General features: G+C 75.1%; 23 protein-coding genes. 9 read left to right on the forward strand and 14 right to left on the reverse strand.

Annotated elements, in window-relative coordinates; all coding sequences use genetic code 11:
* Positions 1-130: 130 nt before the first annotated feature.
* Positions 131-643, reverse strand: coding sequence for a DinB family protein (locus tag JOE68_RS03380; protein WP_307819488.1), 513 nt, complete (start codon positions 641-643; stop codon positions 131-133).
* Between the two features lie 838 nt (positions 644-1,481).
* Here JOE68_RS03380 and JOE68_RS03385 point away from each other — a divergent pair.
* Positions 1,482-1,868: a helix-turn-helix domain-containing protein gene (locus JOE68_RS03385; protein ID WP_204840887.1), complete on the forward strand. Its 387-nt coding sequence runs from the start codon at positions 1,482-1,484 to the stop codon at positions 1,866-1,868.
* Between the two features lie 235 nt (positions 1,869-2,103).
* A complete protein-coding gene (locus tag JOE68_RS03390) occupies positions 2,104-3,540 on the forward strand; it encodes an MFS transporter (protein ID WP_204840889.1) in 1,437 nt (478 codons plus the stop codon).
* Between the two features lie 59 nt (positions 3,541-3,599).
* Here JOE68_RS03390 and JOE68_RS03395 read toward each other — a convergent pair whose 3' ends face one another.
* Entirely contained in the window at positions 3,600-4,334 is a 735-nt protein-coding gene (locus JOE68_RS03395) for a class I SAM-dependent methyltransferase (protein ID WP_204840891.1), read from the reverse strand.
* A gap of 689 nt (positions 4,335-5,023) precedes the next feature.
* On the opposite strand from JOE68_RS03395, the gene coaD reads away from it, so the two are divergent.
* Positions 5,024-5,434: a pantetheine-phosphate adenylyltransferase gene (gene coaD, locus JOE68_RS03400; RefSeq protein WP_204840893.1), complete on the forward strand. Its 411-nt coding sequence runs from the start codon at positions 5,024-5,026 to the stop codon at positions 5,432-5,434.
* Positions 5,435-5,545: 111 nt separating this feature from the next.
* On the opposite strand, the gene JOE68_RS03405 is transcribed toward coaD, so the two are convergent.
* Positions 5,546-6,025 (reverse strand): hypothetical protein, encoded by a 480-nt coding sequence (locus tag JOE68_RS03405; RefSeq protein WP_204840894.1) that lies wholly within the window; start codon positions 6,023-6,025, stop codon positions 5,546-5,548.
* 59 nt (positions 6,026-6,084) lie between these two features.
* Between JOE68_RS03405 and JOE68_RS03410 the strand changes: the two genes are divergently transcribed.
* Positions 6,085-6,336, forward strand: a complete 252-nt coding sequence (locus JOE68_RS03410; protein ID WP_204840895.1) for a hypothetical protein — start codon at positions 6,085-6,087, stop codon at positions 6,334-6,336.
* A 724-nt stretch (positions 6,337-7,060) separates the two neighbouring features.
* Here the strand turns inward: JOE68_RS03410 and JOE68_RS03415 are convergent.
* Together JOE68_RS03415 and JOE68_RS03420 are read right to left on the reverse strand one after the other, a co-directional pair.
* Positions 7,061-7,375 (reverse strand): hypothetical protein, encoded by a 315-nt coding sequence (locus JOE68_RS03415; protein ID WP_204840896.1) that lies wholly within the window; start codon positions 7,373-7,375, stop codon positions 7,061-7,063.
* 881 nt (positions 7,376-8,256) lie between these two features.
* Positions 8,257-9,291 carry a sugar ABC transporter substrate-binding protein gene (locus JOE68_RS03420; protein ID WP_204840897.1) on the reverse strand — a complete coding sequence of 345 codons (1,035 nt, stop codon included), beginning with the start codon at positions 9,289-9,291 and terminating at the stop codon, positions 8,257-8,259.
* A 571-nt stretch (positions 9,292-9,862) separates the two neighbouring features.
* Between JOE68_RS03420 and JOE68_RS03425 the strand changes: the two genes are divergently transcribed.
* On the forward strand, positions 9,863-10,423 hold the full coding sequence (locus JOE68_RS03425; RefSeq protein ID WP_204840898.1) for an EF-hand domain-containing protein: 561 nt from the start codon (positions 9,863-9,865) through the stop codon (positions 10,421-10,423).
* 196 nt (positions 10,424-10,619) lie between these two features.
* Positions 10,620-11,591 (forward strand): serine/threonine dehydratase, encoded by a 972-nt coding sequence (locus JOE68_RS03430; protein ID WP_307819489.1) that lies wholly within the window; start codon positions 10,620-10,622, stop codon positions 11,589-11,591.
* Between the two features lie 163 nt (positions 11,592-11,754).
* Here the strand turns inward: JOE68_RS03430 and JOE68_RS03435 are convergent, their stop codons facing one another.
* A complete protein-coding gene (locus JOE68_RS03435; RefSeq protein WP_204840899.1) occupies positions 11,755-12,564 on the reverse strand; it encodes a YhjD/YihY/BrkB family envelope integrity protein in 810 nt (269 codons plus the stop codon).
* Positions 12,565-12,619: 55 nt separating this feature from the next.
* On the opposite strand from JOE68_RS03435, the gene JOE68_RS03440 reads away from it, so the two are divergent.
* Positions 12,620-13,297 (forward strand): CDP-alcohol phosphatidyltransferase family protein, encoded by a 678-nt coding sequence (locus JOE68_RS03440; protein WP_307819490.1) that lies wholly within the window; start codon positions 12,620-12,622, stop codon positions 13,295-13,297.
* Here JOE68_RS03440 and JOE68_RS03445 read toward each other — a convergent pair.
* Genes JOE68_RS03445 through JOE68_RS03455 form a run of 3 tightly spaced genes read right to left on the reverse strand, consistent with a single transcriptional unit; the run spans position 13,281 to position 16,707 of the window.
* Positions 13,281-14,741, reverse strand: coding sequence for a phytoene desaturase family protein (locus JOE68_RS03445; RefSeq protein WP_204840900.1), 1,461 nt, complete (start codon positions 14,739-14,741; stop codon positions 13,281-13,283). The two genes, JOE68_RS03440 and JOE68_RS03445, sit on opposite strands and share 17 nt — an antisense overlap.
* Positions 14,741-15,859, reverse strand: a complete 1,119-nt coding sequence (locus tag JOE68_RS03450) for a glycosyltransferase family 2 protein (protein WP_204840901.1) — start codon at positions 15,857-15,859, stop codon at positions 14,741-14,743. The genes JOE68_RS03445 and JOE68_RS03450 overlap by 1 nt, the downstream gene beginning before the upstream one ends.
* Positions 15,856-16,707, reverse strand: coding sequence for a carotenoid biosynthesis protein (locus tag JOE68_RS03455; protein WP_204840902.1), 852 nt, complete (start codon positions 16,705-16,707; stop codon positions 15,856-15,858). The genes JOE68_RS03450 and JOE68_RS03455 overlap by 4 nt, the downstream gene beginning before the upstream one ends.
* A gap of 95 nt (positions 16,708-16,802) precedes the next feature.
* Between JOE68_RS03455 and JOE68_RS03460 the strand changes: the two genes are divergently transcribed.
* Positions 16,803-18,380 carry an FAD-dependent oxidoreductase gene (locus tag JOE68_RS03460; RefSeq protein ID WP_204840903.1) on the forward strand — a complete coding sequence of 526 codons (1,578 nt, stop codon included), beginning with the start codon at positions 16,803-16,805 and terminating at the stop codon, positions 18,378-18,380.
* A 707-nt stretch (positions 18,381-19,087) separates the two neighbouring features.
* On the opposite strand, the gene JOE68_RS03465 is transcribed toward JOE68_RS03460, so the two are convergent.
* The 3 genes from JOE68_RS03465 to JOE68_RS03475 all read right to left on the reverse strand — a co-directional run bounded on the left by JOE68_RS03465 (position 19,088) and on the right by JOE68_RS03475 (position 22,137).
* Positions 19,088-19,639, reverse strand: a complete 552-nt coding sequence (locus JOE68_RS03465; RefSeq protein ID WP_204840904.1) for an EF-hand domain-containing protein — start codon at positions 19,637-19,639, stop codon at positions 19,088-19,090.
* Positions 19,640-19,776: 137 nt separating this feature from the next.
* Positions 19,777-21,366, reverse strand: coding sequence for a hypothetical protein (locus tag JOE68_RS03470; protein WP_204840905.1), 1,590 nt, complete (start codon positions 21,364-21,366; stop codon positions 19,777-19,779).
* Between the two features lie 201 nt (positions 21,367-21,567).
* Entirely contained in the window at positions 21,568-22,137 is a 570-nt protein-coding gene (locus tag JOE68_RS03475; RefSeq protein ID WP_204840906.1) for a hemerythrin domain-containing protein, read from the reverse strand.
* Positions 22,138-22,414: 277 nt separating this feature from the next.
* On the opposite strand from JOE68_RS03475, the gene JOE68_RS03480 reads away from it, so the two are divergent.
* Entirely contained in the window at positions 22,415-23,194 is a 780-nt protein-coding gene (locus JOE68_RS03480; RefSeq protein ID WP_307819492.1) for a GAF and ANTAR domain-containing protein, read from the forward strand.
* Between the two features lie 268 nt (positions 23,195-23,462).
* On the opposite strand, the gene JOE68_RS03485 is transcribed toward JOE68_RS03480, so the two are convergent.
* On the reverse strand, positions 23,463-23,726 hold the full coding sequence (locus tag JOE68_RS03485; RefSeq protein WP_204840907.1) for a hypothetical protein: 264 nt from the start codon (positions 23,724-23,726) through the stop codon (positions 23,463-23,465).
* Complete coding sequence (locus JOE68_RS03490) at positions 23,723-23,884, reverse strand: hypothetical protein (RefSeq protein WP_204846388.1); 162 nt, start codon at positions 23,882-23,884, stop codon at positions 23,723-23,725. Before JOE68_RS03490 ends, JOE68_RS03485 begins: the two co-directional genes overlap by 4 nt.
* Positions 23,885-23,888: the final 4 nt, after the last annotated feature.

Consider the following 23,888-nt stretch of genomic DNA (forward strand, 5'->3'; position numbering starts at 1 on the left):
GCCCACTCCGGGCAGGGCATTGTGGAAGGGTTCGGGCGCGCGCGGGGCGCTCCGGGCGTCGCACCGCCGTGGTGCCCGCGCCCGGCACGAGCGGGTCGGGCGGCGGGTGCGCCGGCGGCGCGGCAGGCGCTCAGCCCGGGTGACCGCCGACGTCCGGGTTCGCCGACGCGGCGACCCGGAGGAGGCGCAATTGCCCGATCTCGGACACGTTCTTCATCAGTTCGGCGTTCACCCACGCCACGGTGTGCCCGACCGTGCGGTCCCGCCACGGGAAGGTGGACGGCGCGGACAGGTCCAGGGTCGGCAGCAGCCCGGTCCACTCGTCGCGCAGGCCGCGCAGCCAGTCCGCCGCCCGGTCCGGCCCGGGCCACGAGACCTCCGCGCGGTGGCGCGGGGTGCGCCCCAGCACGTGGTCGATCGCGACCGACCACCACCAGCCCACGTGCCAGGACACCCAGGCGATGGTGGGCACCGGCACCGGTTCGGGCTCGGTCTCGGCCCAGTCCGGCGCCCCGTCCCGGATCGTCCACACCGAGCCGACCGGTTCCCAGAGGTGGTCCTCGGGCGCCAGCCGTTCCAGGTGGTACTCGAACAGCGACCAGGTCAGGTCGAACTGCCAGCGGAGCAGGTCGCGATCGGGCACGCCGTGATTGTGCACGGCGCGCGGCGGACCGCGGAAGCCGATTTCACCGACCTGCCGCCGGCCGGCTCCGGGGCGGCGCTCCCCGCCCCGGAGCCGGCCGGCGGGCCCCTCGTGCCGCTCGACCTCGGCCGGGGCGGCGCATCACCGCTGGTGAGCGGGCCTCTGTCACCCAGACGAGTAAATCTGTGCCAGCGGGAGTAGACATTCGCGCCCCACTGCGTGTAGTGTTCTCCTCGTCGGAAGAGAAGGATTCGATGGCACGGGAGATGACGAACTGCCCGTGAGTTCGAGGCAAGACGGTCGGACGTGCCGGGGGCCAGTCGGTGAAGGGGCCTCGCGGCAGTGGACCAGGGGTCGATCGGCGGTCAAGACCGGAGGAACGATTCCGGCGCCGGCGACCGGGTGAAGTGGAAAGTGGTCGAAGCAGTAGCAAGAGGTAGCAGCAGGTGCAGTACGGCCAGGTCTGCCGGAGCCGATCGGTGAAAGGGGCTCCGCGCAGGTGGCCGAGGGCGGTCGGCGAGGTGATTCCGGCATGTGCACCAGGACCGGTGCCGACCGTCACGTGAGGTTGTACGAGTCAGTGATCAGAGGAGAAGGGAAGGGTTGCACACCATCGGATCGCCCGGTCTCGGTTGAACTCGACCGGACGGGTACCGCGGTTCCATCGGAACGGAAGGTGGTCTTCGGTCACGCACAAGCGATCCCCGCAGCGCCCGCTTCCAGTGCGGGTGGCGCGGACAGAGGAAGCCGGTCTCACGGTCGGCTAGGTGGAAGTGGAACCCAACACCCCGGGGCCCCGGCGCTACTGCGCCGGGGCCCCTCGTGATGCGGAGGCGCGATGACCCCAGACGAAGCCCACGAACGGCAGAACGCGGAAGCGCGGGCCAAGGCCGAGAAGCCCAAGGCCGAGAAGTTCGACGACGACGACTACCCCGCCTACACCATGGGGCGGGCCGCGGAGATGCTCGACACCTCGGCGGGGTTCCTGCGGAGCCTGGACGAGGCCGGGCTGATCGCACCGCAGCGCTCGGCCGGCGGCCACCGCCGGTACTCCCGTTCCCAACTGCGCTTGGCCGCCCGCGTCCGGGAACTGGTCGACCAGGGCACCGGCCTGGATGCCGCCTGCCGGATCGTCACCCTGGAGGACCAGCTCGAAGAAGCCAGGAACGCCAACAGGTCGCAACACCCGCCCGGCGAGCCCTACCCGCCCCTGCGGGGGGTGTGACCCGGCCCGACCGCTCCGGCGCGGCCGGGGTCGGATCGCCACCGACCGCCTCGGCGGGAGTTGAGCGCGCCGGAACAATTCGATAGGACTGAGGACTCGGCAGGCACGGCAGCCGCCCTGGGGGGAGGGAGTCCCTTGCGCTACGCCTTCCACCCGACCCTGTCCGCGGGGGAACCCGACACCACGGCGCCGCGGCGCGACGGCCGTCGCGCCGCGACCCGGGCGGAGTGACACCGTGGGGACGCCGAGGAAGCGGGCCGGGGAAGCGTCCACGAGCCTGCGGGCCATTTTCTCCGGGCGGCGCGGCGCGATCCTGCTCGCGCTGCTGTTCACCGAGTTCGGCGGAGCCGTCCAGAGCATCGCCTACTCGTCGGTGCTGCCGATCGCCGCCGACGACCTCGACGGCGCGAGCCTGTACGGCGCGACGCTCGCCGCCGGGTCGTTCGCCCAGATCCTGGTCCTGGCGGTGGGTTCCGCGCCGTTCGCGCGGCTGCGGCCGATCACCCTGCTGGGCGTGGCGACCGGCCTGTTCGTCCTGGGGTCGGTGCTGGCGGTCGCGGCGGTCGGGATGCCGATGATCCTGATCGGCACGGTCGTCCGCGGCGTCGCGGGCGGGATGCTCGCCGGGTTCGGGCTGTCGATCCTCGGCGGGCTGTTCCAGGACGAGGAGCGCACCCGCGTCTACGGCCTGTTCGCGATCATGTGGCTGCTGCCCTCGATGGTCGGCCCGGCGATCAACGCCGTGGTCACCCTCGCGTGGGGCTGGCGGGCCGCGTTGGCCTGGCCCGCGCTGCTGGTCGTCGTCGGCCGGGTGCTGATCGGCAAGCAGATCGACCTGGTGCCGTGGCAGCGCAGCACGGCGGCGCGCCCGTCGCTGGTCTGGGTGGCCGCGCTGCTGGGCGGGCTGTTGCTGGCGACCTCGGCCACCCTCCCCGGGGGCGCGGCCGGCATCGGCCTGCTGGCCGCGGGCTGCGCGGTGGCCGTCGTCGCGAGCCTGCGCATCCTGCGCGCCCAGGTCGGGCCGGAGCGGGCCCGGCTGGGCAAGGTGGTGCTGCTGCACCTGCTGTGCCTGTGCTACTTCGGCGGGGCGGGCATCATCTCGCTCGCCGCGATCACCGGTCTGGGCCACGACATCGTGGCCGGCACGGTCGCCGTCGGCGCGGGCCTGGCCGCCTGGTCCATCACCGGGTTCAAGCCGGAGCTGGCCGAGCGGTGGCTGCCCCGGCCGCAGGTCGTCGGCCTCGCCCTGGTCACCCTCGGGCTGCTCGCCGCGCTCGCCACGCAGACCGCCCTCGGCGGGACGGTGGCGCTGGTCGTGCTGATCGGCGGGTGGTTCGCCGCGGGGCTCGGGATGGGGGTCGCCTACCCGAGGTTCTCGGCCACGGCCATGGACGACCTGCCCGCCGACCGGGTGCTCCCGGTGGCGACGGCGGTCGCGTTCTCCGAGACGTCGGCCACCGCGATCGCCGGTTTCGTCGGTGGCGGCACCTACTCGGTGGGCCGCTCCCTGGCCCTCTCCCCGACCACCGCGCTGAGCTGGGCCTTCGCCCTGCTCGTCGGGTTCGGCGCGGCGTCGGTCGCGCTGCACCGGCGGCTGGGCGCGGGTGGGCCGGCGGCGAGCGCCGACCCGGCGGAACCGGCGGCGCGGTCGGGTTCGCCGGACCGGGAGTAGCCGCGCGGCCGGGCGCGCCCCACCCGGCGTGCTCGCCGCGACCGGGACCGGGACCGGGCTCAGCGCCTGCGCGCACGGATGACATGGGTCCGCGACGGCACCTCGAACTCCCGGTCCGCGCCCAGGGCGTCGGTCAGCGCGGCCCGCGTCGAGGCCAGCCGCCGCGCCCGTTCCGGCTCCGGCAGCCGCAGCAGCGCCGAGTACGTCGCGATCGTGCTCACCAACGAGTCGACGGTGTGCCGGCGCGGGTTGGCGAAGGAGCGGTGCGACTCGTCGGTGAACAGCCGGTCCGGGAAGTACCCCTCCCACCGGGCGTCCTCCCCGGCCGCGTCCTTCCCGGCCGCGTCCTCCTCGTTCAGGACCTGCGCGATCCACTGGAGCTCGTCGGAGTTCCACAGCCCCGCGACGGCGCCGCCGGGCCGCAGGACCCGCGCCACCTCCGGGTAGGCCCGCTCGCCGTCCACCCAGTGCAGCACCTGCCCGGCGAGCACGGCGTCGACGTCCGAGTCCGGCAGCGGGATCCGCTCCGCCGAGCCGACCAGCGCCGGGACCCCGGCGTGGGCCGCGGACAACTCGGCCAGCATCGCGGGATCCGGTTCCACGGCGACCACCTCGTGCCCGGCGGCGAGCAGCGCGGCGGTGAGCTTCCCCGTTCCCGCGCCGAGGTCCAGCACCCGGGCCGGGTGGTCGAGACCGATCGCCCACGCCACCGCCTCCGGCGGATAGCCTGGCCTGTGCAGCGCGTACTCGCGAGCATTCGCGCCGAACACCGACTGCGCTTCACCGAAATCCATGAAATCCACTCCTGCGGACTCGTGCGGCGCGTTCGAAAGGGCCCGGGTCGCACCCCCGGCAACAGAAGATCACCTCGCCCACGCCGTGGTCGGCGTACTGGTCCACGGTCCTGCGGAGACCTTCGGGGGTGGTGACCGTGTAATCGACGATGCGGTGCGCTTCACCCGTGCAGCCGTAACCGGCCGGCACGGCCGGCGTGACCAGTAGACGAGGGAAATGGGGTCGTGGAGTGGCAGGCTGATTCCTACTTCCACGGTTCCCTCCCCCGGGTCGATGCAGGACGGCCGATATGCGCGCCGCTTTCTCCAGGTCGACTCGAATCGCAGGGCGCGGTGCCGCGAACGGACCACCGGCGATCCGGGAATCGGATGGCCCCTCCCTGGGCCAGTGCACCCCATGATCCTCATGAGCCGCCCGTGACTACCATCCGCCATACAGGTGACGAGATAACGACGATCAGTGGCAAGGGGGTGGCGCGGAGATCCACCGGAAGTCCCCGACCACGTGCGGGTTCCGTTCAGGATTAAAGGGCCCCTGACCGGTCCTCTTTTGCCGCAGGAGACCGCTGAGCCGGGCCGACGGGTCGGGTGCGGGTCCGGTCGACCTGCGGCGGTGCGGGCGCGGATCACGGCCGGGGTCGGGCGGCGTCGGTTCCCGGTCCACCGGGTGGTGGTTACCATGGCAAGTCGTGCGCGCCGTTTTCCCCGGCTCCTTCGACCCCGCCACGCAGGGGCACCTCGACGTGGCGCGCCGCGCCGCCGGCCTGTTCGACGAGGTCGTCCTGTGCGTGCTGACCAACCCGGACAAGGCGGGCCGGCTCCCCCTGGCCGAGCGCCTGGCCCTGCTGACCCGGATGACCGGCGACTTGGCCAACGTCGTGGTGGACTCCAGCCCCGGCCGACTGCTGGTCGACTACTGCCGCGCGGCGGGGATCGACGTGATCGTGCGCGGCGTGCGCACCCCGGCCGACCTGGCGCACGAGTTGCCGATGGCCCGGATGAACCGCCACCTCGGCGGCATCGAGACGCTCTTCGTCCCGACCAGTCCCGGGCAGGCGCACATCTCCTCGACCCTGGTCGCGGCCACGGCCCGGCGGTAGCCGCCGGCCCTGGTCGCCGGGCGGATCGTCGTCAGCGGCCGGGTCCACGACCGGCCGGCGTCGGCGAGGTCGTGACCGCCGGGCAGGACGCGCCGCCGCGGTCCGCCACCGTCAGGGCATCCGGGCGGCGATGGCGGCGGCGACGGGTTCGAGGCGGGCGCGCATGTCGGCGGGGGTCCAGTCCGCGTTGCCGTTGGTGAGCCCGCAGTCGACGCGGACCTGGTGGGCGCCCTTCGTGAACACCAGGGCGAAGGCGGAGCCGGCCACTCCGAACACGGCGCCGTCGCCGAGGCCGGGGAGGTCCACCGCGCCGGAGATGCCGCGCCGGTCCTTCGCCGCCGCCGCCCGCGCGGCGGCGGCATCGGGGTGCCGGGTGGTCGTGACCTTGGGCGCCATCGCCCCTTCCAGGTAGGTGGTGCCCTCCGGGGCCGGGCGCTTGCGGTCGAGCGTGGCGGTGGTGCGCCTGCACGTCCTGGTGACCGCGCCCACCAGCGTCGTGTGGTAGCCGCGGTGGACGTTGGTCGGGTCGACGACGTAGTCCACCGCGTCCTGGAAGTCCTCGCCGGTGAACACGGTGCAGGCGTCGGTCACCGTCGCGCAGCTCACCGAGGTCCGCGGGCGCGCTGGGGGCGTCGGCCACCCCTTTGACGATGCCATCGACCAGCGCGGTGAGCGTCGTGTCGGGGATGGGCGGTTTCCTGTTGCTCCAGACCAGGTCCAGCCTGAAGCGCGTGTTGCGGACCCGGCCGAAGACCTTCGCGGCGCCGTCCTCGTCCTGCACGACGGCGTTGTCGACGCCCGGCAGCGACCGGCCCCGCTGGGCGGTTCCCTCCTCCACCACCCCGTCCTTGGAGTACTGCTCCAGCTCCAACGTCACCGTGCGGAACGCCGCCTTCTCGTAGTCGACGGTCCTGACGTCGCAGCGCGACCGCACCGAGAAGGGCCACGTCGGCGGCGAGGCCGGGTCCGCGGTCGGCAGGGGGTCGCTGAAGGACTCCTGCACGTGCAGGCCGTCGTTGCCGATCGGTCCGATCCGGGCGGCCGTGCTCGACGGGTCGAGCAGGCCGCAGGCGTTGACGTACCGGTACCCGCCGATGCAGTAGTCGCCCGAACACCCCGCGTCGTCGGCCGCGTTGCCGTCCCGGGCGTCACCCGGAGACCCGCTGTCGTCACCGCCCAGGGTCAGCCAGGCCGCGACGCCACCGGCCACCAGCACCACGACCAGCGCCAGGACCACCCACACCACCCCGCTCCTGCGCGGCGGGGGCGGAAGCGGGGGCGGCGGCCACGTCGGTCCACTGTGCACCGGCCCGGTGGGGTACGCGGGCCAGGGCTGAGGTCCACTACCCGGCCCCGGTCCGCCCAGACCCTGCGGATGCGGTGGTGGCGACGACATGCGCGACACTCAATCACACCCACCGCCCCGGGCAGGTCGGGAGCCTTATCACATCTTCCGGACGAGGAAGCCCTGCTCCGGGCGGACAACGGCCGTCGGCGTGGGCGGCACCGCGGTGGAGCGCCGACCGGGCCGGTCCTCTCACGCGCGTGAGAGGACCGGCCCGGCCACCGGCTCGCGGACCGCGCTACAGCCGCGGTGCGGGCCCCTCGCACGAGGGCCGCACGCGGTCAGCCGAAGGTGAACGGCACGGAGTTGCTCTGGCCGTTGCTGCCCAGCAGCCAGGTCGACCCGACGCCCGCGGTCATCCCCGACGGGACCACGGAGGTCGCCGACGCCCCACCGCCCAGAGCGGCGGCCGGCACGACGTTCGTGTTGTTGGCGGAATCCTTGAAAGCCGCCCCCTGGACCTGGCCCAGGTTGTAACCGTTGTAGGTGATGGCGGCGCCTCCGGCGCCGGAGTTCGGCTGCGCCGAGGTGAGCACCATCGTGCCGGCCGCGACGGACACCGTCTCGGTCTCGACATCGCTTGCATCCGAAGTCACTGCGCCTCCCAATGGACAGGAAAAGACCTGGGATATGTCGACTCCCCGGGGAGACGACCTCCCGGGCACATCGTCGCAAATCGCACGATAGTGACCGGCGGTTCCCGGAGCAATCGTCCGGTTGTGTCAGCTTGACGAGCCCCCGCGAGGTGCGCGATCCACTGCGCCGCAAGACCACCTGCAACTTTCGGGCTAACACCCGGATAACGAGCCGCACTCACTTCCCGACCTCCCCGATCAGGCCCGGAAGATCATCGCCGAGCTGGGACGCCGACCCGGTCCGCCTGCGGGAGGCCAAGGGCCGGGAGGACGTGACGGCGGAGCGGGACGACACGAAGGCGCTTTCGGTATGAGCCTCCGCCACACGGCGCTATTCGCAAAGTAAGTACTTCCGACCGACCTATCACAACGGGCATCAGGCGCAACCACGTGTTTCCATCGCCTTGCACCTCTCCCCCACCTCGACGGAACAGCCGAGCAGGTTTCACCGAACGCGCCGGCACGGGGTTGTGAGGGCCGTCCACCATTTCTGCTCACCGTTCTTGCGGATCAACCGCAAAACTGTTCTGCCATACCGCGCGTCGGGTGGCACCTTGCCGTCGGTGCGGTAAGCCGTCCCGGTGTGCTCAAGGTGCGCCCAGGCCACGTCGGCGATGTCCGCCGGCCACGAGGAACAGCGCAAGAACGGCGTAGTGCTGCCACGACCACAGGGGCAGAACCGTGTGGCCCAGCAGCCGGACTGGTTGGACACTCTCTGCGGTTCGGTGGGCTGCGGCGTGGACATCGTGAGCGAGGGTGGCGTCGGGGCACTTGAGCGCAGGCGGTCATGACCATGCCGTGGCCGAAGACCTGAGGCGTCGCGCGGGTCTGAGTGGCGGGGGTCACTCGGCTTGGTAGACCTCGGGTCGCAGCACGGTTCGTTTGACGACATGGCGGCGATCGTGCATCCGTTCCAGCACGTGGACAGCGTTCTCGGCGAGGTGGTGCGCATCCTGGACCACGGTCGCCCGCAACGGGCTCGTGCCTGCGTCGATCATGGTCCGGACCTCCGGGATGCCATCGACGCCGATCACCACCGTGGCGGCGGTGATCGGCGAGGCGAAAGCGTGAAGCGCGTCGACCGCGCCTAGGGCCATTTCGTCGTTGGTGCAGAACACGGCGTCCAAGCGGCCGCGTCTCCGGTCGAGCAAGCGGATGTGGGACTGGACTGCGTCGTATGCCTTCGAGCGGCGGTAGGCGCAACCGTCGTTGATGGTGATGTCGACGTCGGGAACGCGGTGTCGCAGGACTTCAGCACAACACGTCTGCCGATCCTGGTGCTCCAGGCTGGCCACGATCAGCACGTGGGGCTGTCGCAGGCCACGTGGCCGCAGGTAGGACGCCAACCACTGACCGGCCAGGGCACCGATGTCCGCGCTGAGGTACCCGACGAAGGCCGCGTTCTCCGGGTACTGGTCCTCCCCTTCGAACGGCTCCAGGTCGGTGAAGACCACCGGCACCGCCGACTCGCCGCAGAACTCGACCAGGTCGCGCCGCATCCGGTGCACCTCCGCCGCGAGGACGAAGCCACCGACGAAGTCGTGCCGAGCGGTCAGCACCCGACGCATGTGGTGCGCCTGCGCCGCGGCGTCGTAGTCCCGGTCGGGCACCTTGAGCACCAGGTCGATCCCGCTGCGGTCGAGCGCGCCGTGCAGTCGCTGGACGAACCCCGCCAGCCAGTGCTTCTCGCTGAATGCCGATACCACCAGGAACACACGCCGCGCGGATCCACGCCGTCTCCGCTTCCCCGTGTGCAGCACCAGGGCGGCAACCAGGACACCTGTGATCGGGATGATCCACGCCGGCACCGGTCGCAGCAATGCTCCCCCGTGAACCACCGTCCCGACACCGGCCACCACCGCGATCCCGGTGAACACGGCGAGAACGCCGGCACCTGAGCGCGTCAACCACACCGCCGCCCGTGAACTCGGGTGCACGTGATGCTGGATGGTGAGGCTGAGATCCCGACCCGCTTGGACCACCGAACCGGAGGACCCCACCCGCGCCCGCTGCACGCTTCCCAGTGCGCTCCTCGGGACTCCCCCGCCCCCTTGATCCACAGCACCGCCTGGGCGGTCGTGGGCACTGTCTGACCGGCCATCGCGCACGGGGAGATGGTCCCGCACGAATCGTCACCGTGTGGCCGGATCCCGCAGATAGCCGACTCGGGCCATGACGAGGTGGTCCGCACGGGTCGACCAGGCCCGAAGCAGCCCCACCGACGACGCCCATCAAGTCGGTGCCCGAACCGGAGTGCCGCCGTTCACCGGCACCGACAGACTCCACCATCGCGACCACCGGTCGTAGCGATGATCCGGCACCGTCGCGGTGACGACTGCCGGACATCACTCGGTCGAGGCTTTTCGGCACCTGTTCAGGCGTTGTCCGGCCACTCCCGGCCGCACCATCCTGTGCTTTTCGCGCCGAACGATCTCCCACGGAGGGTTCATGCCGGTCAACGACCTGCTCAAAGCGAAGATCAACCACGGGTTCGACCACCTCGACGTCGACGGGGACGGGCTGCTCACCGAGCAGGACCACGTCCTGATGGGCAGCCGGGCCGCCGACTCCCTCGGGCACGCGCCCGGTTCGCCGCAGGAGCGGCGCATCGTCGACGCCTACCTGCGGATCTGGCACGACCTGCACCTGCCCCACGTCCCCGACGGCGGCACGGCCATCTCGCGCGAGCAGTTCCTCGCCTCCACCGGCTCGCTCGCCGACGACCCGCACGCCGCCCGCGCCGGCGTCGGCGCGCTGGCCGAGGCGTTCCTGGCCATCGCCGACACCGACACCGACGGCCGCGTGAACGCCGCCGAGTACCTGGTGTTCCAGCGCGGCCACTTCCCCGGCCTCACCGAAGCCGAGGCCGCCGAGGCGTTCGAGCACCTCGACACCGACGGCGACGGCCACCTCACCGCCGAGGAGTTCGTCCGCGCGTGCGTGGAGTTCTGGTCCAGCACCGACCCGGAGGCGCCGGGCAACTGGTGGATGGGGCGCCCGGTGACGTGATCCGGGCCGACCCTCGACCGCCGACCGCCGCGGCAGGGCGTCCGCGGCCGTCGCGGCCCCGGGTCGGGGACGCGCTACTGTTCAACCCCGTCCACCTGCACGCGGTGCGCCCCCGCGAGGGGCGTCGTGCGGCGTTCGCGTCCCTCGCGGGGTCGACCGCCGTCGACCGCCCGGTCGTGACCACGGAAAGGCTGTTGTGGAAGCACTGTCCTACGACGACGTCCTCGCCGCCGCCGCGCGCGTCGAGGGCGTGGTCCGCCCCGTCTCGCTGCTGCCCGCGGACGCCGACGCCCTCGGCCCGGCGGAGGTCTGGCTGGCAGCGGAGTACATGCAGCACACCGGCTCGTTCAAGGCCCGCGGCGCGGTCAACTTCACCGCGGCGCACCTGAAGGGCGGCGCCATGCCGGACGCGGGGGTCGTCATCGCCTCCGGGGGCAACGCGGGGCTGGCCTGCGCCTGGGCGGCGCGGCGGCACGGCATCGCCGCGACGGTGTTCGTGCCCGAGACGGCGCCACCGGTCAAGGTCGCCAGGCTGCTGACCTACGGCGCGCAGGTGCGCCAGGTCGGCACCGAGTACGCGCAGGCCCTGGAGGCTTCCCACGAGTTCGCCGAGGCCACCGGCGCCATCGCCTCGCACGCCTACGACAACCCCCTCATCGCCGCGGGCGCGGGCACCCTGGCCGAGGAGATCGTGGAGTCGCTCCGGCGCCGCTCGACGTCCCCGGCGGTGACGACGATCGTGACGGCCGTGGGCGGCGGCGGCCTGTTCGCCGGGATCGGCGCGGTCGCCGCGCACCACGGGCTGCGGGTGGTGGCCGTCGAGCCCGAGCACAGCCGCGCGTTGAACGCCGCGCTGGAGCACGGGCGACCGGTCGACGTCCCCGTCAGCTCGATCGCCGCCGACTCCCTCGGCGCCCGCCGCGCCTCCGCCACGGCGCTGGAGGTCGCCCAGCGCGTCCGGGCGACCTCGGTCCTGGTCGACGACGCCTCGATCGCCGCCGCCCGCCAGGCCCTGTGGGACCACCGGCGCGTCGTCGTCGAGCACGGCGCGGCCACCGCGCTGGCCGCGCTGCTCACCGGCGCCTACCGGCCCCGGCCCGACGAGCGCGTGGTCGTCGTGCTCTGCGGCGCCAACACCGACCCCGCCGACCTGGTCAGCCGGGCGTGAGCGACCGGCCGCGCCACGCGGCCCGGCACCGGGCCGGTTCCCCGCCGCGGCCGGGCCGGCGGTGCTCGCCGCGGGCGCCGGGCCGGGGCCGGCCGGGCTGAGCGGTCGGGGCCGGCGCCTCCCCACCGGACCGTCCACTTCGGACAGGCGGAGCCGGCCCCCGTCACCGCCCGCGGCGGACCGCGTGCGCGCTCAGCAGCACCCGGTAGGCCAGCAGCAGGACGATGTGCAGCAGGTACAGCCACAGGCCCAGGGCGGCCACCGCGCCCACCGCCGTCAGCCCGGCGAACGGGAACGCCCAGTCCACCGGGATGGCCAGGAACAGCAGGAAGCCGTGCAGGAACCCGGTCAGCACCGCGCCCGTGCAGAACCCGCCGGCGACGGCGAGCCCGCGCGGCAGCAGGCTCGGGCCCGTGGTCAGGAACACCAGGCAGATCGCCACCGACAGCGCGATCCAGTCGACGTGGAACGACACGACCACGCCCCACGCCGCCGACCAGCCGCCCGCCCGGTAGTCGGGGGCGACCGACGGCGCGAGCGCGAGCGGCGCGGCCACCAGCACCGGTGCGGCGAGCAGCACCGGCACGAAGCCGATCCGGCCCAGCCACCCGGTCTTCGCGCCGGCCGGCTCGCCCGCGATCTGCAGCAGGCCGCGGCGCAGCCCCTCGCCGTACAGGCTGGCGGGCAGCAGGGTGGACAGCAGCACGGGCCAGGACGCGCCCAGCGCGGCGTCGGTCAGCGCGCGCAGCGCGGGCCCCGGGTCCTGCGCGTCGGGCAGGGCCTCGCCCAGCAGCCGCGCGCCGTCGGTGACCAGCCCCGGTCCGAAGAGGACGGCGGCGCCGCGCAGCGCCAGCAGCAGCACCGGGACCACCGCCAGGGCCGCGAAGAAGGTGATCCCGGCCGCCCACAGGGCCAGGTCGCGCCCGCGCAGCGCCGTCAGGGCGTGCCGCAGCACCGCGCGGACCGTTCGCATGGTCGCGTGTACCCCGCGTCCGGCAAGCGCACACCGGCCGACCTACGGTGGTGCGGTGGACGAGGTGCGGGGTTGGTCACGGCTGCACGGGCACGACGTGTCCGGCAACCCGCTGGCGGTGGGGTGGATCAGGCTCGTCCACGTGCTGGCGAAGGGCCTGCTGCGGGTGCCGCCCGACGTGCTGTCGGCGGCGGGCGTGGTGGCCGCCGCGGGCGCGGTGGGCGTGGCGGCGGCGGGCGGGCGGTGGGCGCTGGCGGCGGGCGCGCTGGTCGTGGTGTCGGGGCTGCTCGACGGCGTGGACGGGGCGGTGGCGCTGCGCACGGGCCGCGCCCGCCCGCTGGGCGCGGTGGTGGACGCGGTGGCCGACCGGCTCGCCGACGTGTGCCTGGTGGTGCTGCTGGTCGTGCTGGGCGGGCCGGGGTGGCTCGCGGCGGCGGTGGGCGGGTCGCTGTTGCTGCACGAGTACGCCCGCGCCCGCGCCCAGGGCGCGGGCATGGCCGGCGCGGGCGCGATCACGGTGGCCGAGCGCCCGACGCGCGTGGTGATCGCGGCGGTGGCCTGCCTGGGCGCGGGGCTGTGGACCGGCGGCACGCCGTGGACGGGGTGGTCGTGGGGGGTGGTGTGCCTGGCGCTGTGGGCGGTGGTGGCCGCGGCCGGCGGCGCGCACCTGGCGGTCGCGCTGCGCCGGGAGCTGCGCGACCGCGTCGGGCCGGACCTCACGCCGGGCCGATGAGGTCCGCGGCGATCCTGGCCGACATGGCCACCAGCGGCAGCCCGCCGCCGGGGTGGGCGGAGCCGCCGACCAGGTAGAGGCCGGGCACGGGGCTGCGGTTGGCCGGGCGCAGCAGCGCGGCGCGCGCCCCGTTGGACGACGAGCCGTACAGCGCGCCGCCGACCGAGCCCGTGTCGCGCTCCCAGTCGGCCGGGGTGCGGACCTCGCGCCACAGCAGGCGGTCGCGCACGTCGTGCCCGCGGTCGGCCAGCACGGCGAGCACGTGGTCGGCGTACCGCTCGGCGACGCCGGGCGCGGTCCAGTCGACCTGGCCCTGGCGCGGGGCGTTGACCAGCACGAACCACGCCTCGTGACCGGCCGGGGCGACGGCCGGGTCGGCCGGGGAGCACACGTAGACCGCCGGGTCGGGCACCGGGCGCGGCGCGGGGCCGAACAGGGCGTCGAACTCGGCGTCGTAGTCGGCGGGGAACAGCACGCGGTGGTGGCGCGGGCGCGGCGAGCGCCCGCGCAGCGCCAGCAGCAGCACGAACCCGGACAGGGACGGCACCGCGCGGGCCAGGGCGCGGCGCGGCCGGCGGGCCCGGCGGTCGGTGAGCAGCCCGTCGTAGAGGTGCCGCGCGTCCGCGTCGGAGACGACGACGTCGGCGGGCACGACCGCGCCGCCGGCCAGCACCACCCCGCCGCCGGCCGGGCGCACCGCCGTGACGCGGGCCCCGAACTCGAAGCGCACGCCCAGCCCGCGGCAGTGCGCGAGCAGCGCGTCGCCGAGCCGGCGCAGGCCGCCGCGCACGTACCAGCCGCCGTAGCGCTGCTCGATGTAGGGCACGACGGTCATCAGGCCGGGCAGGCGGCGCGGGTCCGAGCCGCTGTAGGTGGCGTAGCGGTCGAGCAGCACCCGGGCGCGCGGGTCCGACAGCCGCCGGCCCACCGCGCGCAGCGTCCGCCACGGCGCGAGCGCCCACAGGTCGCGCACGCTCGTCGAGCGCCGCAGCAGGTCGCCCACGCCGTTGAGCGGGCGCTGCAGCACGGACTCGCCCACCAGGTCCCACAGCCGGGCGGCGTCGGCCATCAGCTCGGCCCACTCCCGCCCGGCGCCGCCGCCGAACGCCGCCTCCAGCGCGCCGGGCACGGCAGCCGGGTCGTGCGGGAGGTCCACCTCCGACCCGTCGGCGAACCGGTAGTGGCACGTGGGGTCCACCGGCTCGATCCGCACCGCCGCGTCCAGGTCGCCGCCGGTCTCGGCGAACAGGTCGCGGTAGACGTGCGGCAGGGTCAGCAGCGACGGCCCGGTGTCGAACGAGAACCCGTCGCGCCGCAGCTCGCCGAGCTTGCCGCCGTGCGTGCCGGACTGCTCCAGCACCGTCACCCGGTGCCCGGTGGCGGCCAGGCGCGCGGCGGCGGCCAGCCCGCCCATGCCCGCGCCGACCACGACGACTCGCGCCATCAGCGGCTCCCGTGCAGCGGTCGGTTCTTCCAGGTCAGCGTGCCCGCGCGGCGGGCCCGCCAGGAGCGCGCCAGCAGGCGCAGCAGCACGCCGACCGACACCGGGTGCGCCAGCGCGTCCGGCCACGCCCGGCCGCCGGTGCGCCGGGCCGTCACCGCGCGCCCGGCCACCGCCGCCGCGTACCCCAGCAGCCCCGCCCCCGACCCGGTCAGCGCGGCCAGCGGCGGCAGCAGGAACACCCACCCCAGCAGGGCGGCGAGCAGCGCCGCGCGCACCGGGCTGCCGGTGGCCGCCCACAGCGACTTCTCGTAGCCCGCCGCGACCTCCGCCCACCCCCGGTACATGCGGCACCGCGCCACGCCCGACCCGTCGGCCACCGCCCCGCGCCCGCCGGAGCGCTTCACCGCCCGCATGAGCGCGATGTCGTCGAGCACCGCGTCGGCCACCGCCTCGAACCCGCCGCAGCGGCGCAGGGCGTCCGCGTCGATGACGAAGAACTGGCCGTTGGCCGCGCTCAGCGCCTCGCGCGGGGACCGCTCGGCCACCCGCAGCGGCAGGAACACCAGCCAGGACCACTGCAGCAGCGGCTGCACCAGGCGCGTCGCGGCGTCGTCGGCCAGCTGGCGCGGGAACGGCGAGACCGCGTCGAGCCCCGCCGACCGCAGCAGGTGCGCGGCGGCGGCCACCGCGTGCGGCTCCAGCACGACGTCGGCGTCCACGCACACCAGCACCCGGCCGCGCGCCTCGGCGGCCAGCCGCGCGCACGCGCCGGGTTTGCCGGGCAGGCCGTCCGGAGGGGGCGAGCCGGTGATCAACCGCACCCTCGGGTCGCCGGCGACGACGGCGCGCACCACGTCGGCGGTGCCGTCGGTGGACCCGTCGTCGCAGACCAGCACCTCCAGGTCGGGCACGCCCCGCTGCGCCAGCAGCGACCGCAGCGTCGGCGCGATGCGGTGCGCCTCGTCCCGGGCGGGCACCAGCACCGACACCGGTTCCGCGCACGGCGGCGGGTCGGCGGCCGGCGCGCGCACGAGCCGGGCGTTGACCAGGGCGTGCGCCGTGCCCAGCGCGGCGACCGCCGACCCGCCCGCGACCAGGGCGCCCAGCACCCGCCTCACCGGTGCGCCCGCCACAGCGCGACCGCGAACGGCACCGCGACCGCGCCCATCAGCAGCCCGCCGACCAGCGACGAGCCGGGCCGGTCGAAGAACGCCGCGTGCGCCCACACCGACGAGCCGTAGGTCCACAGGTACAGCACGGGCGCGGGACCGCGGCGCAGGTCCACGGCGAGCGAGGGGCCGCGCCGCAGGTCCACGTCGGGCGTGGGGCCGCGCCGCCGGTCCGCGCCGCCCAGCAGAACGTGCAGCGCGCCGGTGATCAGCGCGGCGACCAGCAGCCAGCCCGCGAAGTTGGTCAGCGGGACGTCGGCCACGCCGGGCAGCGCGGGCGTCGGGTGCGCCCACGTCCAGTGGCCCGCGTCGACCATCTGCGGGTCCAGGAACACGTCCCACGACGCCAGCGCCCACGTCGCGACCGGGACCACCGCCCGGCCGCCGCCCGGCAGCCGGGCGCCCAGCGCGCGCCCCACCAGCAGCGCCGGCCAGGCCATCATGACCCACGCCATCGGCACCACCACCGGGACGCCCAGCAGCTGCGCGCCCAGCGTCCCGGTGTAGGCGTACCGGCCGAACGGGAACCCGGTGTGCACGCCCACCGCCTCGGCCAGCAGCCCGCCGCCGCCGGCGACGAGGACCAGCAGCCCGGCGGCGCGGGCGCCGAACCGGGCGGCGGCGTCGAGCACCGAGGCCGCGCAGAACAGCGCGACCGAGAGCACCGTGGTGACGATCCGGTCGGCGGGGTCGGTCATCGAGTAGACGATCTGGGCCAGCACCACGCCGGCCGCCAGGACCCAGGCGGCGACCGGGGCCGCGCGGGCGGGAACGCGGAGGGCCGGGCGCGTCGACATGTCACGAAACCCTAGCGGCGGTCACCCGATCGGGCCGGACGAGCGGGTTCCCGCTCATCGGGCGGGACGGGTGCGGCGGTGCCAGGATCGCTGGCATGACCGCGTCCCCCGGCCTGCCCCTGCTCCTGCTCACCGGCCGGAGGTCCCCGCCGGCCGGTCGCGACCGCCGCGCGCGCCTGCTGCCCGGCCACCCCGGGCGGGCGCGGCCCGAGCGCGGGCGCGAGCCGCGCGTCGCCGTCGTCGGCGGGGGCGTCGCCGGGGTGGCCGCGGCGGTCGCGCTGGCCGAGCGCGGCGTGCGGGTGGTGCTGCACGAGCGGCACGACGAGCTGGGCGGCCGGGTGCGCGGGTGGACCACCCCGACCGGCGAGACGATGACGCGCGGCTTCCACGCCTTCTTCCGGCAGTACTACAACCTGCGGGCCCTGCTGCGCCGCGCCGACCCGGACCTGGCGCGGCTGCGGCCGGTGCCGGACTACCCGCTGCTGCACGCCAACGGCACGCGGGAGAGCTTCGCGCGGTTGCCGCTGACGCCGCCGTGGAACGTGGCCGGGTTCGTGCTGCGCAGCGAGACGTTCACGCTGCGGGACCTGACGAGGATGGACACCCGCGCGGCCACCGCGCTGTTCGACGTGTCGCTGCCGCGCACCTACACCGAGCTGGACGGCGTGGACGCCGACGGGTTCCTGCGCGGCATCCGCTTCCCCGAGGCGGCCCGGCACCTGGCGTTCGAGGTGTTCTCGCGCAGCTTCTTCGCCCACCCGTCGGCGCTGTCGGCCGCCGAGCTGGCGACCATGTTCCACATCTACTTCCTCGGCTCCAGCGAGGGCCTGCTGTTCGACGTGCCGGACGACACCTACCCGGCGGCGATCTGGGAGCCGATGCGCCGGCACCTGGCGGCGCTCGGCGTGCAGGTGCGCACCGGCAGCGCGGTCGAGCGGGTGACCCGCCGCGCCGACGGCTACCGGGTGGTCGCCGGCGGCGAGGAGGACGTCGACGCGGTGGTGCTGGCGGTGGACGTCACCGGCCTGCGCGCCCTGGTCGGGGCCTCGCCGGAGCTGGCCACCCCGGGGTGGCGCGCGCGGGTGGCCGACCTGCGCACGACCCCGCCGTTCCTGGTGAGCAGGCTGTGGCTGGACCGCCCCGCCCGCCCCGACCGCGCCCCGTTCCTGGGCACCAGCGGCTTCGGGCGGCTGGACAACGTCAGCGTGCTCGACCACTTCGAGGCCGAGGCGCGCGCCTACCGCGACCGCACCGGCGGCTCGGTCGTGGAGCTGCACGCCTACGCCCTGGCCGAGGACTGCGACCAGGACGAGGTGGTGGCCACGCTGGTGCGCGAGCTGGAGGCGGTGTACCCGGAGCTGTCCGGCGCGCGGGTGCGCCAGGAGGAGCACGTCCTGTCCGCGGACTGCCCCCTGTTCGCGCCCGGCTCGTTCACCGCCCGCCCCACCGTCACCACCCCCGACCCGACGCTGGTGGTCGCCGGCGACCTGGCCCGGGTGGACCTGCCCGTCGCCCTGATGGAACGCGCCGCCACCACCGGTTTCCTCGCCGCCAACAGCCTGCTCGGCCGCTGGGGCCTGCGCGGCCACGACCTGTGGACGGTGCCCAACCGAGGCCGTTCCGCCCTGCTGCGCCACGCCGCGACCAGGGCACGGGCGGTGGCACGGGTCTGAGGCGGGTGGCCCGCCCGGCGCCGGGCGGACTGTCCACACCGGAAACCCCTGGTGGGCGGGAGGGGTGCGGCCACGCGCAACACCCGCGCGACCGCACCGGGTCACTCCGCCCAGGGCAGCGGGATCTCGTTGTCCGAGCCGGACATCCGGGCCCTGCCGCCGACGGCCATGGCGACCAGCGCCTCGGCGTCGCCGACCGCGGTGACCACGCGGACCTCGCCGGCGGCGATGGTGGCGGCCTGGCCGACGCCGACCTCCTCGGTGGTGTCCCAGACCCTCCATGCCCTGGAGGCCGAACTCGCCGCGAAACTGGGTGATCCACCCTCTGCGGGGAGATGACCGGCCTGATCCGGGCCATGGCGGGCGACGACGTGCCCCCTCTGCGCCCCATCTGGTGAAGGGCCGCACCCCGTCCGACGGGACGGGCGGCCCGCACCCGCCGACGAGCACCACCGGCCCTGCCGGCGGCCCCGCCGTCGACGCGACAAGGCTCATCCGGTCCACTGTGGACGGTGGGATTTCCTCCGGTGCCACAGCAGAGCCCTTGGGAGCGCACACCCAGCGCGGCGCCGATCAGCAGCACGTGGTCCCCGGGGAGTGCCGGGCGCAGCGCGACGTGGGCGTCGAGCAGGCACGGCAGGGCCGTGCCGGGGCGGTGGCCTCCCCGCCCCGGCACGGCCGTCGGTCCGCGGTGCGGGCCGCGTCGCTCAGAGGTGCCCGAAGAACAGGCTGCCCGCGCTGTCGGGGTCGGTCGAGTGGTAGTACTCGCGCAGGGAGCGGATGAACTCCTGCCGGGAGATCCTGCCGTCGCCGTCGGCGTCCAGCTTGGCGAAGGACTCCATGGCGTCGGGGGCGGCGATCCGCCAGACGTCCCTGAGGTAGCGCTCGAACTCGGCCCGGTTGATCTGGTTGTCGCCGTCGGCGTCGACGCAGTCGAAGATCGCGTGGCTGGCGCCCTCGACCACGTTGAGCCGGCTGGTGTCGATGCTCGCGAGGCGGTTGGCCGTGACGAACTGCTCCTTGGTGAGCCGGTCGCCCTCCACGCCCGCGTGGCGCAGCAGCTCGACCCAGTACAGCTGGCAGAAGGCTTGGATCCCCCTGGCCCGGCGGTCGTCCCGGTCGAGGTCGTAGGCCGTCAGGTAGCGGTCGACCAGGCTCTGGTAGTCCGACCACTCCAGGTAGCCGTTCCGATCGGCGTCCAGGGTGTCGAACGCGCGCTCGATCTTTTCGCTGATGATGTCCGAAGTGGCGGTGGTCATTGTGTTCAGGCCCTCCCGTGGACGGTGGCTGTCGGCAAGGGGGATTGTTCTGCCGTCCCGGGAAGGGCGTGGGCCGAGAACCGCTTGTTCACCTCTTCAGGTGGAGTGCGGGTTTCGGCCGGCCCTCCGCGGCGCGTTCAGCCCAGGAAGCCGGCGACGGTGTCGGCGCCGAGCTGGACCACGGCGAGGAAACCCGGCGCGGGCAGGATCCCGTCGTCGTCGAAGGCCGAGCGGTAGTCGCCGGGCACCGAGCGGTTCGGTGGCCTCCAGCCGGGCACCGGCGCCCGGTGGCCGGAGCCCCGGTCGAGTTCCTGCCACACCAGGTCCGCGCCGGTGTCGGTGGAGCACAGGCGCAGCAGCGTGGTGCGCGTGCCGGCCACCGTGAGCTGCCGGGCGCACGGCACCTCGGCGACCGCGCGGACCGCGTCGGTGGCGGGGTCGGCCACGAAGGTGGCGGTGACCGCGTTGTCGGTGTCGCGGACCTGGCCCACCGGCAACGGCCCGGCGCTCGCCCAGAACCGCGGGCGCGGGTCGGGTTCGGCGATGGGGCGGCCGTCGCGGGAGTGGATCAGGGAGCCGGTGGTGAAGTGGGCGGTCAGCGACACCACGTCGCCGTCGTGGCCGACGTCGGCCACGAGCCGCTCCGGCTGCCCGGTCCGGGTCAGGGAGCGCCAGCGCTCGTGCCCGTCCCGGTCGTCCAGCCCGGCCAGGCCGTGCTCCTGCCCGCACGTCAGCGGGACCAGCACGGTGTCGGCCGCGGCCTCGATCACGGGGTGGGGCGACCGGCACCCGTCCGGGGCGCGCCACGTCCACAGCCGCCGCCCGGTGCGCAGCTCCACCGCCGCGGCGGTGTACTCGACCTGCCCCAGCGGCAGGTCGGTCCGCTCCCACGTCACGGCCGCGGTGTCGGTGGGGCGCGGGTAGGTCGCGTCGGCCGCCGGCCCCGCCCACTGCCGCACCACCGCGCCGGTCACCGGGTCGAGCACCACCCACAGGGCCTCGTCGCGCTCGAACGGCCCGGAGCCGCCGAACACGGCCACCACCAGCGACCCGTCCGGCGTGGCGCGCAGCGCGGTCACCTCCGCCCCGGCGCGCCGGTACCGCCAGCCCTGCTCGCCGCCGCGCACGACGAGGGCGACGGCGCCCGTCCTCGTGCCGACCACCACGCCCGGACCGGCCGCGACCGCCGCCACCACCGGGCCGTCCGCGGTCCACCGCCACGGCGCGCCGGTCGGGCGGTCGGCGATGTCGCCCGCGGGCAGCGGGCGCGCCCCGGCCGCGTCCACCACCACCGACCGCGCCACCCGTGGCACGACCAGCACACCGGCGCCCGCCACGACGAGCACGACCACACCGGCCACCGCGGCCCACCGCGCACCGGACGGCCTGCGCCGCACCGCACCGGCCACCAGCACCAGCACCGCCCCCAGCAGCAGCGCCGACGCACCGCCGCCGGAAACACCCGAGGCCAGGTCCCCCGCCAGCAGGAGGCCCGCGCCGAGCACGCCCGCGACCGCGGCCACGACACCGGCCACCCGCTTGCCGGCGAGCACCACCCAGGCCGCCACCAGGACGACGGCCACGCCGAGCACCAGCCACGTCGGGTCGGCGCGCGGCGCGTCGCCGCCGAACACCACCCCGCCGGTCCGAGCCACCTCCGGCACCTCGAACAGCACCGACGACGCCGCGAGCACCGCGCCCGCGACCGCCACCACGACACCGACCACCGGCCCCACCCCCGTCCGGTCGACGTCGCGCGAGGGGCGGGCGTTCCCCCGGTCACCCGGATGGCAGCGGCGCCCGGCACGGCCGCCCGGCACCCGATCGGCGGCTCCCCGGTCGCGGCGGTCCTGCGCGAGGTCGCCTGCCCCCGCTCGGCCGGGCCCCGCTCCCGGGGGAGAGCGGGCCGGCCCGCCGCCGCGGGGGTGTCAGCGGTTGCGGCCGGACAGCGCGTCGCGCAGCCGGTCGATCAGGCCGGTGCCGGGGTTGAGCAGCAGGTTGGCCGGGGGCCTGTCCGGCGCCGCCGGGTGGGGGCGGGTGGGCGCGACCTTCTTGGCCGCGATGACCTTGCGCCCCAGCTCCTGCAGGTCCTCGGCCGAGCAGCGGGTGGCCAGCTCCGGCAGCAGGTCCTCCTCCTCGTCCGCGATGTGGTGGCGGATGTCGCGCATCAGCTCGCCCAGCAGCTCGTCGAAGCGCGGGTCGGTGGGCTCCAGCCCCTCCAGCTCCTTCATCACCCGCTCGGCCTCGGCGTGCTCCTCGATCTCGTGGTCGGCCAGCTCGTCGCCGTTGGGCAGGACCTTGCGCGCGGCCGGGTACAGGAACTGCTCCTCGGCCACCGAGTGGCGCACCAGCTGGGTGATGACGTGGTCGGCCAGCGCACGCCGGTGCTCCGGGGTGCCCTGCCCGGACTCCAGCTCCCGGAACACCTGCTCGACCTCGCGGTGGTCGGCGGTGATCACACGGATCAGGTCGGTGTCGTGCTCGCGCTCAACGGCCATGGGATCTCCTCCGGAGGTCGGTCCACCGCCACTTACCCGGAGCGGGGGCGGCCAACCCGGGCGTCACCCGATCAGGCCAACATCACCCGTTGCCGGTCCTGGCGCGACCGGACCCGCCCGGCCGGGTCCGGTCGTCACGGGTCCCCGCCCCGCCGGGTGGCGGTGGCTCCTGCCACGCGTCCCCGGGCCGGGAGTGCGGATGCCCGTGGGACCGGGATAATCGGATGTCCCGGCACTTCGGGACGAGGCCGGGGCGCGTCCGCGACGTACCGCGTTCGTGCGAGAGGCCACCGAGGGCGGCGAGCACGGCGGGCGCCTGGTCCTCGTCGGCTCTCACCTGCGACGACGGGGACGGGTGTTGGACGGGCAGCGTCGGGAGCGGCTGGCGCGGGCGGTCGCGGGGAGCACGGCCTCCCCCGGCCGCGCCGGGTGGGCGCAGGCGCTGTGCGAGGTGTGCGTCCGGGTCCTGACCGGCGTCGACGCCGCCGCGATGACGCTGCGCACCCGCTCGCGGGCCCAGGAACTGCTCGGTGCGAGCGAGCGCTGGGCCGCGGTGCTGGAGGAGCTCCAGTACACCGCCGGGGAGGGTCCTGGGGTGGCGGCGTTCACCACCGGCGAGCCGGTGCTGGTGGCGGACCTGAGCGCGCGCCGCGAGAGGTGGCCCGGTTTCGCCGACCTGGCCGAGGGCGAGGGGCTGGCGGCAGCGTGCGCCTTCCCGCTCCAGCTCGGCGGCATCCGGCTCGGCACGCTGACCCTCTACCGCCGCCGGCCGGGCGGCCTGCCGCCCGACGTCGTCACCGACGCCGCCGTGCTGGCCGACCTGACGGTCCTGGCGCTGCTCGACCACGGCCGGGCCGGCACCGGGGGGTTGCGCGTCGAGGTCTCCTACCAGGACGTCAACATCGCCACCGGGATGCTCTCGGCGCAGCTGCGGATCAGCCTGGAGGACTCCTTCGCCAGGCTGCGGGCGCACGCCTTCGCCAGCCGCCGGTCGGTGCTCGACGTCGCGCGGGACGTGCTGGCGCGGCGCCTGCCGCTGGACCGGCTCGCGGACTGACCGCCACGGCGCACCGCACCCGCGGCGCGCCGTGTGCCGCCGACGTGCCCAGCACCGACCGGATCGCCGCCGCGTCGAGCGGGATCACCGGCGCGCTGGTCGACGGTTCCCCGGACCCGGCCACCGACGCTGCCCCCCCCCCCCCCCCGGCCGACACTGCCCCGGCCGACACTGCCGCCACAGTCGCTGCCCTGGCCGACGTGCGCAGGCCGACGTGCGCAGGTCGCTGTGCACAGGTCGCTGTGCACAGGTCGCGGCCGCCGGCCGGCTAACGCCCGTCCCAGTCCGGATCGGCCCGCCCGTCCGCCGCCTCGTCCACGATCGCCGCCATGCGGGCGGCTTCCGCCCGGCAGTGGGCGTCGTCGTACCGGGCGGAGAACCGCTCCTCGGCCGACGTCGGGTCACCACCGCCCACCCCGCCCCGGACGATGCCGACCGCCTCGTACACCGCGCCGCGGTCGACCACCTCGGCCAGCAGCCGCCGCGCCGCGGCGACGTGGTCGAGGGGGCTGCCCGCCGGGTGCGCCATCACCCCACCATCCTCCCCGGCCCGGACGGGCGCCACACCAGGACGCCCCTGGCCCGGTCGATCACGGCCCGGGAGGCGAGCGCGGTCCGCGGCTGCTCGGCCCTGTCCCGGGCCTGCCGGTAGCGCCGGGCGGCCTCGGCGGCCCGCGGACGTCCCTCCACAGGG

Origin of the sequence: Saccharothrix algeriensis (assembly GCF_016907655.1) — a bacterium.
GTDB classification, from domain to species: domain Bacteria; phylum Actinomycetota; class Actinomycetes; order Mycobacteriales; family Pseudonocardiaceae; genus Actinosynnema; species Actinosynnema algeriense.